This window comes from Sphingobacterium micropteri (assembly GCF_014692515.1).
Classification (GTDB): domain Bacteria; phylum Bacteroidota; class Bacteroidia; order Sphingobacteriales; family Sphingobacteriaceae; genus Sphingobacterium; species Sphingobacterium micropteri.
On sequence record NZ_JACOIK010000013.1, the window covers coordinates 31676 to 43877 of the forward strand.

At 40.7% G+C, this 12202-nt stretch carries 14 protein-coding genes; 12 read left to right on the top strand and 2 right to left on the bottom strand.

From position 1 onward, the window contains the following. Positions 1-33 precede the first annotated feature (33 nt). From H8B06_RS17110 to H8B06_RS17130, 5 genes are all read left to right on the top strand, one after another. Positions 34-1266 carry a YeiH family protein gene (locus tag H8B06_RS17110; protein ID WP_223857740.1) on the top strand — a complete coding sequence of 411 codons (1233 nt, stop codon included), beginning with the start codon at positions 34-36 and terminating at the stop codon, positions 1264-1266. Between the two features lie 81 nt (positions 1267-1347). Then, positions 1348-1914: a hypothetical protein gene (locus tag H8B06_RS17115; protein WP_190995425.1), complete on the top strand. Its 567-nt coding sequence runs from the start codon at positions 1348-1350 to the stop codon at positions 1912-1914. A gap of 27 nt (positions 1915-1941) precedes the next feature. Then, positions 1942-2826 (top strand): hypothetical protein, encoded by an 885-nt coding sequence (locus tag H8B06_RS17120; RefSeq protein WP_190995426.1) that lies wholly within the window; start codon positions 1942-1944, stop codon positions 2824-2826. A 107-nt stretch (positions 2827-2933) separates the two neighbouring features. Beyond that, positions 2934-3482, top strand: a complete 549-nt coding sequence (locus tag H8B06_RS17125; RefSeq protein ID WP_190995427.1) for an RNA polymerase sigma factor — start codon at positions 2934-2936, stop codon at positions 3480-3482. 7 nt (positions 3483-3489) lie between these two features. After that, complete coding sequence (locus tag H8B06_RS17130; protein WP_223857741.1) at positions 3490-4113, top strand: hypothetical protein; 624 nt, start codon at positions 3490-3492, stop codon at positions 4111-4113. Between the two features lie 261 nt (positions 4114-4374). On the opposite strand, the gene H8B06_RS17135 is transcribed toward H8B06_RS17130, so the two are convergent. Then, positions 4375-4749, bottom strand: a complete 375-nt coding sequence (locus tag H8B06_RS17135) for a DUF3127 domain-containing protein (RefSeq protein ID WP_190995429.1) — start codon at positions 4747-4749, stop codon at positions 4375-4377. A 70-nt stretch (positions 4750-4819) separates the two neighbouring features. Here H8B06_RS17135 and H8B06_RS17140 point away from each other — a divergent pair, with 70 nt between their 5' ends. Genes H8B06_RS17140 through H8B06_RS17155 form a run of 4 tightly spaced genes read left to right on the top strand, consistent with a single transcriptional unit; the run spans position 4820 to position 8457 of the window. Further along, positions 4820-6133 (top strand): THUMP domain-containing class I SAM-dependent RNA methyltransferase, encoded by a 1314-nt coding sequence (locus H8B06_RS17140; protein WP_190995525.1) that lies wholly within the window; start codon positions 4820-4822, stop codon positions 6131-6133. After that, positions 6123-6779, top strand: a complete 657-nt coding sequence (locus H8B06_RS17145; RefSeq protein WP_190995430.1) for an HD domain-containing protein — start codon at positions 6123-6125, stop codon at positions 6777-6779. The genes H8B06_RS17140 and H8B06_RS17145 overlap by 11 nt, the downstream gene beginning before the upstream one ends. Positions 6780-6832: 53 nt before the next feature. Then, positions 6833-7594, top strand: a complete 762-nt coding sequence (locus H8B06_RS17150; protein WP_190995431.1) for a glycerophosphodiester phosphodiesterase family protein — start codon at positions 6833-6835, stop codon at positions 7592-7594. Between the two features lie 26 nt (positions 7595-7620). Further along, positions 7621-8457: an endonuclease/exonuclease/phosphatase family protein gene (locus H8B06_RS17155; protein ID WP_190995432.1), complete on the top strand. Its 837-nt coding sequence runs from the start codon at positions 7621-7623 to the stop codon at positions 8455-8457. A gap of 85 nt (positions 8458-8542) precedes the next feature. Here the strand turns inward: H8B06_RS17155 and H8B06_RS17160 are convergent, their stop codons facing one another. Further along, positions 8543-9400 carry a M23 family metallopeptidase gene (locus H8B06_RS17160; protein WP_190995433.1) on the bottom strand — a complete coding sequence of 286 codons (858 nt, stop codon included), beginning with the start codon at positions 9398-9400 and terminating at the stop codon, positions 8543-8545. Positions 9401-9533: 133 nt separating this feature from the next. On the opposite strand from H8B06_RS17160, the gene mutY reads away from it, so the two are divergent. The 3 genes from mutY (at position 9534) to pheS (ending at position 12199) form a co-directional block, all read left to right on the top strand. Then, entirely contained in the window at positions 9534-10598 is a 1065-nt protein-coding gene (mutY, locus tag H8B06_RS17165; RefSeq protein ID WP_190995434.1) for an A/G-specific adenine glycosylase, read from the top strand. A gap of 93 nt (positions 10599-10691) precedes the next feature. After that, on the top strand, positions 10692-11138 hold the full coding sequence (locus H8B06_RS17170; protein ID WP_190995435.1) for a single-stranded DNA-binding protein: 447 nt from the start codon (positions 10692-10694) through the stop codon (positions 11136-11138). Between the two features lie 23 nt (positions 11139-11161). Next, entirely contained in the window at positions 11162-12199 is a 1038-nt protein-coding gene (pheS, locus tag H8B06_RS17175) for a phenylalanine--tRNA ligase subunit alpha (RefSeq protein WP_190995436.1), read from the top strand. Positions 12200-12202: the final 3 nt, after the last annotated feature.

The window sequence follows — 12202 nt, forward strand, 5'->3', positions numbered from 1 at the left end:
TATATTATAATGTCATCTTCTAAATCAAGTATAATGATTAGCGAGGACTGGGTGGTCGTGATCCTCGGATTAGCTATTATTTTTTTAGCTCTGTTTGGTGTCGTTGTACCTAAACCAAGTTTTTCGTGGGATACGTCAGCGATACTTTTTGCAAAAGTCTTATCCCCCGATAACCTATTGGTTGTGGGGGCACAATTTTTATTGGTGTTTGCTACTGCTCTCGTGGGAGCCTTGTTGTTGGGAAAACCGTTAAAGCCACTTTTGGTCGTTTTTCCTTTCATTTTTGTATTAACCATATTTGCATTGGTTTTAGCAGGCAATAGTACCGTACAAGAGTATAACTTGGAAGCTGTTATATTTAGCTTGGGTATCGGTTTGCTGATCAGCAATTTTTTCAAGTTACCCTCTTGGTTTAAAGAAGCACTTTCTACCGAATTGTATGTAAAAATCGGTTTGGTGCTATTGGGAACGACAGTTATTTTTAGCGAGATATTGAAAGCGGGAGCTTTAGGGCTCGTGCAGGCCTTGGTCGTTGTATTGTCGGTCTGGTATTTTGCGTTTTGGCTTTGTAAAAAATTAAAAATAGATCAGGAGATGGCGATGATGCTTTCGTCGGCTGTTTCCATTTGTGGTGTGTCGGCCGCTATTGCTACGTCAGGAGCGATTAAAGGAGATGCTAAAAAGCTATCCTATGTGGTTTCGTTGGTACTGATCACGGCGGTTCCGATGATGATTTTTATGCCCTATATCGCAGAATGGATGGGCCTGTCCCAAGAGGTAACGGGTGCATGGCTTGGTGGCAGTATTGACACCACCGGTGCGGTCGTTGCGTCGGGGTCTTTGGTGGGAGAGCGTGCCTTAGAGATCAGTACGATCGTGAAGTTCTCGCAAAATGTACTACTAGGAATTGCAGCCTTTGCCATTAGTATCTACTGGACGTATTCACACTCAAAGAGTGCGGAGCATGCGGAAAAGCCAACGTTGAAGATTATTTGGGGACGTTTTCCCAAATTTGTCATAGGGTTTGTTTTTGCGTCCCTCTTGTTCTCTTTTGTTATTAATCCTGCGCAAGTTGACGGCGTAAAAGCGGAATTGAAAAGTATACAAGGTTTGTGGTTTGCATTGGCTTTTACATCGATAGGTTTGGAAACGAATTTTAAAGAATTATTTGTGCATAACAACAAGAAACCCCTTTATGCGTTTCTGATCGCTCAGGGATTCAATATTGTGGTGACGCTGGTGATTGCATTGCTGTTGTTTGGGTAGATTGAAAAATACCTAATAATGGGTATTTGCAAGTGAAGGGCTATTTGTTTTATTTGTAATGAAATACGTTAAAATAACGCCATGAAAATTACGAAAAACATCAGTCTGTTAATCTTATCAATATTTTGTATTACCTATCATATGCAGGCACAAAGTATACAAGGAATAGACTATAATAACCCTTCTTTGGATTTTTTTACGACCGATCCGCCCGACACGATACTTTTGTTTAATATGAACAGTGTTGATCTTTCGGCGCTAAAATATACCTTTAATGAGGAAGAAGGAACGTTTGAGACTATGCTTCCCTTTATTGTAGACCGGCCTGTAGGATCCGCCCAAATTTTTTGGTTCTTTAAATATATACCTAAAGAAAGCAAGGATTTTTCATGGATGATTTACGAGAGTAACAATACCGATGTAGGCATCTGTAGGTCTTTTCGGTACATGAAGTCGGCTGAGGGAGGTTATAATGTGCTACAAGGACAAGATCAACTGACTGTGGCAATCCAACCTGGAAGATACTTGTTGAAAATAGTTGTGAATGATATCCCCGACACAGAAAATATAGTGTATCTTAGAACAGGAATAACCTCAAAATTGTTTTATTACGGTCTCCGGTCTGGGTTTTACTTAGGAAGATTGTAATGTGGCTAACATTTAAATCTAAAAAAAATGGAAAGAAGAAAATTCATAACAGCCGTCGCGGCTTTGCCGCTCATGGTTACGTTGCCAAAACTTGTAAGGGCACGTGATAAAATCGCCAGTTCAATTAATTTTAAGGGTGTTTTTACGTTAAAAGACCGTCCCGACGATGAGCTGACGATCCATCTTCACCTGTATAATACCGATAGTGTTGCCGCATTTATGAGTGACTTTCAGCGAGAGGAAGTGGGGCTGTGTATTGGTCTAAATGGTGATGTTAAATCTACAAAATTCCGGATTTTTAAACGTACGTCTCAGGATGTAGACTTTGATAATTCAAGCTATTTTTTCCATATCTACGAGGCAAAAGGAGGGGATAATTTAGACAATAACTACGGTATGATTCAGCAAAAAAATGGGGAGAATATGATTAAATTTGGATTTCATGAAGACATAGATGGTTCAAATGGGGTCTCAGATGGTGCTGTTTATCTATTTGATGAGTCTGATATGCCTGTCATAGAGTTGGAGGCTGAAACGGCCACTAACAATACGGAAGCAACGGACACGGGAACAACTACTGATTCTGATGATTTGGATTGTTTTCTGACGTCTGCCTGTGTCTTCCATAAAGGGCTGGCGGATGATTGCTATGAATTGCAAACGTTAAGGCAGTTGAGAGAAACCGCAATGAGGCCCATACCAGAATATGATGAACTGATTTCGGAATATGAGCTTATTGCCCCCGCTATGCTGAAAAATATTTATCGGGCAGATAATAAACATGAAATTTTGGATTGTATTTACGACCAATTAGTGATCCCTTCCATTTTGCTGATCGAACGTAACAAACCGGCGGAAGCTATCGCCTATTATGCCAATTTTGTAGAAATGATGAAGAAGGAATATTTGTGAAATTTTTTTATAAATCGTACCGAAACTAATAATCCAAACAAAAATATAGACGACTAAATATTATGGAATTTACTATCTTTCAGCATCCTCTTATTGGATAATGGCGTATGGACGAAAAAGAACAACTCGTATATTATAAGCAAACGGGTGATTTGCAAGTATTGGGGGAACTATATGCTCCTTATATGTCTTTGTTATACGGTGTGTGTTTTAAGTACTTTCAGGAACAGGCAGCGAGTCAAGATGCGGTTATGCAGATCTTTGAGCAACTAATACACAAGCTTCGTGTGCATGAGGTGGATAATTTCAAAAGCTGGCTGTATGTGTTTGCCCGAAATTATTGCTTGATGGAACTTCGAAAACAGAAAGGCAAAATGCAAGTGGATATCGAAGATAACATGTCGGAAAGCGAACAGAAGCTTGTAACGGAGGAAGAAACGAAATGGACGGAAGATGATTTTGATAAAGTACACGAATGTCTGGCGTCTCTTTCCCCCGAGCAGGCAGTTTGCGTACGTCTGTTCTATCTAGAACAAAGATGCTATAAGGATATTGCGGAAGAGACAGCATACGATTTGAGTAAAGTGAAGAGCTATATCCAAAATGGGAAAAGAAACTTGAAAATTTGTATGGAGAGCGGGAAACATGGAAAATAACTATCAATTGTCAAGAATACACAACTATATACACGGCTTAATGAGTCGGGAAGAGATGCATGCATTGGAACGGGAAGCGTTAGAAGATCCGTTCTTGCAGGATGCAATTGATGGTTATAAGATGCAGCAGGGAATTGACGTGAAATCATTAAGCTTATTGCAGCAACGGCTCGAAAGGCGTATAGCAGAACATGCCCAACGCAAAAATAGATTTTATTTTAGCTGGCAGCGCTTGGCCATTGGGATGGTAGGTGCGGTGATGTTTATTGCGGTGTGTACACTCTTGCTGATTCGCCATCTCCCTAACCGACAACACGCTAACATGACCGAAGTAGAACTGATGGATGATGCCCTTACACAGACGGTTGTACATGCATTACCTGGGGGTGATGCACAGCCGTTAGGTGGCTGGGAATCATTTTCTGCATTTGTTTCGGAACATTATTCGGGTGTAAACATGGAAAAACGGCTAGAGGTACGCTTCAAAGTGGCTTCCGATGGACTACCTTATGATATACGGCCAAGGGTGGTAAAGAGTCAACAAATCTATGAAGAGATTATACAGGTCTTACAAAAAGGGCCTAAGTGGGAAGGAAAAGAAGGACATATTGAGATTGTGTTTCCAGAATGATGTTTAGTTTTCTTTTTTTACCTCAAAAAAAGAAACAAAAAAAATCGTCGCTTCGGATATTTGAGAGGATGGGATCGTGCTAAGGATGGATTTCTACAGACCTCAAACATCCGTATGCGACCTTTTGTGTTAATGGGGGATGGTACAAATGTATAGCGTGTTAATTCTTCTTTATCAAGAAAAAAGCAAAAGAAGGAATATGTTATAAAACAAAAAAACAGCCCGTATGGGGCTGTCTCTTTATTTTATACTTTTTAAAACTTAAAAAGGTAAATCGTCATCATCTGCTCCCGAAGATGAGATATCTACCGGAGGCATATCCATTTGGCCTGGTGCTTGAGCTTGTTGTGGCGTATTGGCCAGTTTTGTTACTCTCCACGCTACTAAGGAATTGAAGTACGTGGTCACCCCTTCTTTATTTGTCCATGGACGACCACGTAGGTTAAAAGAAACCTCTATGTCATCGCCAACAGCCAAGTTATCAAATATATTGACGCGATCTTGCGTCGCCTCAAAACGAATGTATTCTACAAATTGTGGGTTTTCGGCGTAAGCAACAATTAAATCTCTCTTTTTGAAAGAATCCGTAACCTGTTGCGTAGCGCCTATCTCATGAACTTTTCCTCTTATTTCCATATCAAAAACGTATTAAACTGTAAAATTAAGCATTTTTTGCTAAGCAGAATAGTAACTTTGCAAAAAGATGATGGAAGTTTTCAACACCCCTAATAAAGTTATTATTACCTGCAATAGACGCTTATCGCCTTATTTAGCGCAGGAAGTGGAAGCATTGGGCTTCGTTATTGTCCGCACTTTTAATACGGGCGTAGAGGTCAATCTTTCTGTAAATGAGTGTATTCGATTAAATCTCAATTTACGGGTAGCGAGTCAAGTGCTTTATGAAATAAAATCGTTTCGGGCCAGGAATGCCGATGAGCTTTATAAGGCATTGGTAACGGTTGCTTGGGAAGAACTGCTGCCGTTTGACGGATACTTCTCCGTTACATCGAATGTACATAATGAAACGATCACCACGCCGCTATTTGCGAATGTTAAGGTAAAAGATGCGATTGTAGACCGTATCAAGGATAGAAAAGGTGTACGGCCAGATACGGGACCGGAATTAAACCGGGCGGTTATTCACCTGCATTGGATCGATGATAAAGCAGAGATCTTTTTAGATACTTCCGGCGAAACACTTGCTAAACATGGCTATCGGAAACATCCGGGCAAAGCCCCCATGTTGGAAGCACTGGCTACCGCGACCATCATGGCCACCCAGTGGGATGGTAAATCACCGTTCGTAAACCCTATGTGTGGATCAGGAACTTTAGCTATTGAAGCTGCACTGATGGCACAAAAGCGTATGCCTGGCTTGCAAAGGATGAACTATGCCTTCATGCATTTTATAGGTTACGATGAGAAAGTATTTTTTGAGGAACGTCGTCGATTGAAGGAATTGACAGACAAAAACAACCTCCCGCATATTGTCGCTTCGGATATATCAGATGTGGCGATAGAGATTGCGAAATCGAATGCAAGGACGGCAGGGGTAGAGCATTTGATTACGTTTGAAGTAGGTGATTTTGCGAAAACAACTATTCCGGAGGGAAACGGTGTGATTATGTTTAATCCCGAATACGGTGAGCGTCTCGGTACGCACAGTAAGCTAGAAGCCACCTATAAGCGTATAGGTGATTTTATGAAGCAGGAGTGTAAAGGGTATCGAGGTTATGTTTTTACCGGAAATCTCGATCTGGCAAAAAAGATCGGCTTGCAAGCTTCCCGTAGATTTGAGTTCTTCAGTGGCAAATTAGACTGCCGTTTATTGCAGTATGAATTGTATGAAGGATCGAAAGAGCGACCGGGTACTGTCGCTACACCGCCGGAGATCCGAGAGAGGACAAGAGAAAGAGATTCAGAAAGAACGAGCGAACGAACGGAGGCAAAAGAAGGGGATAAACCTACCGACCGTAAAATACATAAACTCATTCGCATACGGGATAAAAATGATAGATGACGAGAAGATTATCCAGCAAACAGTCGCGTTCGTACAGGAAAAACTGAAAAATGCAGAAGCCGGACATGATTGGTGGCATATACAGCGTGTATGGAATAATACGAAGTTGATTCTGGAAACAGAGGAAGCGGATGCATTGGTTTGTGAATTGACTGCATTACTACATGATATCGCCGATAGCAAGTTTCATCAGGGTGACGAGGAGATTGGTCCGCGTATAGCCGGAGAATTTCTGCAGCATATGGGGTTGGATAAAGAACGAATAGAGCACGTGCAGCAGATTATATTCAATATGTCTTATAAAGCATCTTTGGGACAAGTTGATTTCCATTCCAAAGAATTAGAAATTGTACAAGATGCAGATCGTTTGGATGCTATAGGTGCGATCGGTATTGCGCGTGCTTTTCAATATGGAGGATTTAAGAATCGAGAAATATATAACCCCGGTATTCCTCCCCAACAAAAACTGAGTAAGGAGGGATATAAAAATACGACGGCGCCTACCCTAAACCATTTTTATGAAAAGTTATTGCTGCTGCGGGACAAAATGAACACCGCTACGGCAAAACAGATTGCTGCACATCGCCATCTATTTATGGAATCATTTTTGCAACAATTTTATAGCGAATGGAACGGAGAAAGCTGATTTAACACTATGTTAATGGGAATTGGGTATATTCGTGGAAGTTAAATAAAGATATGAAACCAACATTAGTAATCCTTACCTTATTAACGGTCATGCATATTGGCGCTATGGCACAAACAGAAATGATCGCGCATCGCGGATCTTGGAAAAACACCAAAGTGCCTCAAAATTCACTCGCGTCCTTACATAATGCCATAACACAAGGAGCTTGGGGTACAGAGTTTGATGTACATCTAACAAAAGATGATGTATTGGTCGTGACCCATGACCAGGACTTTTACGGAATAGATATAGCGACCTCAACCTACCAAGAATTGCTTGCTAAGAAACATCCAAATGGAGAAAGTATACCTACGGCAGAGGAATATCTAAACGAAGGACTGAAGCAGAAAAAAACCAAGCTAATTTATGAACTTAAAACGAATAAGCTTGGTACAGAAAGGACATTGAAGGCGGCGGAATTAACGGTGGCCTTGGTAAAGAAGTTGAAAGCCGAAAAGCAAGTGGAATATATCGCATTTAGTTATGAAGCTTGTCTGAAATTGAAAGAACTGGATAAGAAAGCAAAAGTTCATTATCTCAATGGTGATAAATCTCCGCAGGAAATAAAAGCAGCAGGTTTGAGCGGGTTGGATTACCATCTGTCCGTTTATAAAAAACATCCTGAGTGGATCGCGGAAGCAAAGAGATTACGTCTTAAAACCAATGTTTGGACCGTGAATAGGGAAGATGATATGCATTATTTTATCGATCAAAAGATTGATTACATCACAACGGATGAACCGGAGTTACTTAAGCGTATTCTAAATAAATAATACACAATGTATCATAATATATACAGATGAAAAAGATTTCTTTATCCATATTACTTCTTTTAGGATTTTCCTACATCTTGTCAGCGCAACAGTTGACGGTAGCTTCTTTTAATATACGTCTGAAAACAACATCGGATGTTGGGAATTTGTGGGAAGACAGAAAGCAGGCGGTCACAAACCTCATCCAATTTCATGAATTTGATATCTTCGGTATTCAAGAAGGGTTTTACGAACAAGTACAGGATATGAAGCGCCAATTGCCCGGTTTTGAATACATCGGTGTAGGGCGTGATGATGGTGCGGAAAAAGGAGAACATTCGGCTATTTTCTTCAATGAAAAGCGCTTCAAATTGATAAAAGACGGGACGTTTTGGCTTTCGGCTACCGATACCGAGAAACCTAATAAAGGTTGGGACGCAGCTTTGCCAAGGATTTGTACGTGGGGCGTTTTTGAAGATAACGAAAACGGCAAACGGTTTATTTTTATGAATACGCATTTCGATCATGTAGGTGTGGAAGCACGTCGTGAAAGCGCAAAGCTTATTTTAGAAAAGGCAAAAGAACTGGCAGAAGGTTTGCCTATTATCCTAACCGGTGACTTTAATGTAGACGAAACCAACGAAGCGTACTTTACGCTTGCAAAAAGTGGAATAGTACAAGATTCGCATGAATTGGCAAAAATCGTATACGAACCGAATTCTTCCTTTAATGCCTGGGGGGAGGGACTTAAACCTAAACAGCGTATCGATCATATTTTTATTACAAAGCCATTCCTCGTACATAAATATGGAATTTTAACCGATACGTATATGGGTAAATTTCCTTCGGATCATTTTCCTGTAGTTAATGTACTAAATTGGTAAATAAGGCAAGGTAGGTGAAACCTGCATGAATTATTTATAAAAAAGAATAATTCATGCAGGTTTCGTTGCCGTTAAGAAGAAGTTGTTACAACGAAAAATAGGTGGATGGATTGAGTTTTCTGTTATTTAAGAGAACTTCATAATGTAGGTGGGGGCCGGTGCTTCTTCCGGTGCTACCGAGTAAGCCCACAATATCTCCGGCTTCCACAGCCTGTCCTTTTTTAACACGTGTACGGGTAAGATGTGCATATCGCGTTTCATAACCATTCTTGTGTTTCACCATGACCACATATCCATAAGCCCCTTTCCAGCCGGCAAAAGAAACCTTGCCTTTTGCAGTGACCTTTACAGGGTCTCCTGTTCTTCCTTTTAGGTCTACACCTTGATGCATTTCACGCCCCCGGTTTGTAAAAGGGTTACGACGATATCCATAGGGCGAGGTGATTCGTCCGTGATGCGGCCGCCCCAAGGGCAAACCATCTAATTTGGCTTCCAGATCTTCTAATTGCTTTTTGTAGAAAGCTGAAAGCTCCACTAAATCATCTTCACCCTTCTCTACTGGACCGCCCATATTTGGGTTCATCTTGATTTCCTTCAATCCCCGCTTCTTCATCTTTTGGTTGATACGGTCAATCGTACTATCAATAGAGTTGAATGATTTTTTTATTTCTTCGGTTGTTAGCTGATTGTTAAATTCGTCCAATTCCAACAGACGATTTTCAGCTTTCAACTTGTTTATTTTTTGATCGTAAACCTTAATATATTTTTCGGATGTCCTTTGTTTAACCACATACACCACAGATAACACTGTTATAGCAGTAAGGGCAACAAAGGAACCTAGGACCTTTTTCCAGTGCGTGACAACAAACGTGGGAACCTGCATTCTCTTGGTAGATGTACCATCCGGTTCGACGAAAAGCACGGCGGTTTTTTTCTTTAGCATGAGCCTCAACAGTAAAAACTTTTATGATACGAAAGGACAAAGGTAATGTATCAAGCTATTTGTAGTCAATATTTTACAAATTTTAACATTTTTTAAGAGTCTTTTTATTGTGGAAAAATAGGCAACTTTGTGCATGTCATTCGCTGTAAAACTAATGAATTGGTACCGTGAGAACGGGCGTGATCTGCCTTGGAGAACCACGCATGATGCCTATATTATATGGCTTTCGGAGATTATTCTGCAACAGACGAGAGTGGAACAAGGAATACCTTATTTTCATCGCTTTGTCGAGGCATTTCCAATTGTAACAAAATTTGCGGAAGCAAATGAAGAAGACATTCTGCGGCTATGGCAGGGTTTGGGGTATTACTCGCGTGCCCGAAACATGCATAAAGCTGCTAAAATGGTGGTAAATGATTTTCAAGGTATATTTCCGAATACCTATGAAGGGGCTATTCGCCTTCCTGGCGTTGGCGAATACACGGCGTCAGCTATCGCGTCGTTCTCGTCCAATGAGGCAAAGGCCGTAGTAGATGGAAATGTATACCGTGTGCTGGCGCGCTACTTTGGAATAAAGGAACCGATTAATTCCGGACAGGGAAAAAAAATGTTTACAGAAATTGCACGAGAGATACTTGATAAGGAAAATCCGGGTACATATAACCAAGCTATTATGGATTTCGGCGCTTTGCAATGCAAACCACGGAATCCCTTATGTGGAGACTGTATTTTTCGACCGGAATGCGTCGCTTTTCAAGAGGGGCTAGTCGGTATGCTGCCGGTGAAATTGAAGGGAAAAGAGAGCCGTAACCGTTATTTTCATTACTTTATCGTAATGGAACACGATCAGATGCTGATGTCAAAACGAGAACAAGGCGATGTGTGGGCAAATCTATATGAATTTCCGATGATCGAAACAGCGGATGATATGTCTATGGCAGACTTGATGGCACATGCTGATTTTATCCGATACTTTGAAAAAGATACTGTTTTGAAGGTAGTGGGCAAGCAAGTAAAGCATGTGCTCAGTCATCAGAATATTTATGCACATTTCTATATCATTGGGAACCCCCATGCTTTAAAAAAGAAAAAAAAGAGTTGGAATTATCATTATTACGAAAAAATAGATAAATTAGCTAAACATAAACTTATATTCTCTTTTCTGGAAAAAAATGAACATCTCATCTCGGATAAGTAATTAGAATGGAGTTACATAGATGTTATTTTTAGTCATAGCGTATATGTAGGATATAGAAACAATATACAATTGATCAGCCCTAAATTATAAAGTATGGCAAGCGTTAATAAAGTGATTTTAGTCGGGCATTTGGGGAAAGATCCCGAAGTACGTTATTTAGACAACAATGTCTCTGTTTGCAGTTTTCCTTTTGCAACTTCGGAGACGTACACGAAGGATGGTGTACGGGTTAAACATACCGAATGGCATAACATCGTTATGTGGCGTAATTTGGCAGAAATGGCCGTTAAATATCTTCAAAAGGGTAAATTGGCTTATATCGAAGGGAGATTGAGAACCCGAAATTATGAAGATAAAGAGGGGACACGTCGATATGTAACAGAGATTGTAGGTGAGAGTTTCAAGTTATTGGGGCGGCCCTCTGATTTTGGGCAAACGGGAAAAACCACATCACAGGAGGGCGAAAAAAGTGATGGGGAAAAAGAAGTAGAGGTGGATTTTTCCGAAAATGACGACGATGTAGATGGTTTGCCATTTTAATATTTTGCCGTATCTTTGGCACTATGTTGCAGGACAAAATTAAGCAGTTTACAGCGGAAATAAAGGGATTTGCGCCGACGTCAGCGGTCGATGTTGAAAATTTTAGGCTAAAGTTTTTGGTTGCCAAGGGTGTCGTTAAGGCATTGTTTGAGGAATTTAAAACCGTGTCAGCAGAAGAGAAACGTACGCTAGGCAAGGTTTTAAATGAATTTAAACAGCTTGCTGAAAATACATATAACGACGCACAAGCGCAATTTGTAGATACCGAAAAGAGCATACAACGGGAGGAGGGCGACCTTACACTGCCAGGCGAAGGCTTCCAGTTAGGATCTCGACATCCATTGTCGTTAGTGCGAAAAGAAATCGTAGAAATCTTCAAAAAACTAGGCTTTATTGTCGCTGAAGGACCAGAAATTGAAGATGACTGGCACAATTTCTCTGCGCTTAACTTTCCGCCTGAACACCCTGCACGGGATATGCAAGATACTTTTTTCGTTGAAAAGAAAGAGGGCAATGATATTGCACTACGTACGCACACTTCTTCTGTTCAAGTCCGCTTAATGGAAATGGGGAAGCCGCCATTTCGTGCTATTATGCCGGGACGCGTGTATAGAAATGAAGCTATATCGGCGCGTGCACACTGCTTTTTTCATCAGGTAGAAGGGCTATATGTAGACGAAAACGTTTCGTTTGCAGATTTGAAACAAACCTTGTTTCATTTTGTGCAGGAATTATACGGCGAGGGTACAAAAGTACGTTTCCGTCCTTCTTATTTCCCTTTCACCGAGCCATCTGCGGAAATGGATATTTCTTGCACGATATGTAAAGGACAGGGCTGCCAGCTCTGTAAATATTCGGGATGGGTCGAAATATTAGGATGCGGTATGGTAGATCCTAACGTACTGGAGAACTGTGGTATCGACAGTAAAAAATATTCCGGTTTTGCATTTGGAATGGGGATCGAACGGATAACAAATTTGAAATACGAAATTCGGGATTTACGCTTGTTCTCCGAGAACGACGTTCGTTTCTTAGCTCAGTTCGAGACAGAGCTTGTGTAACCT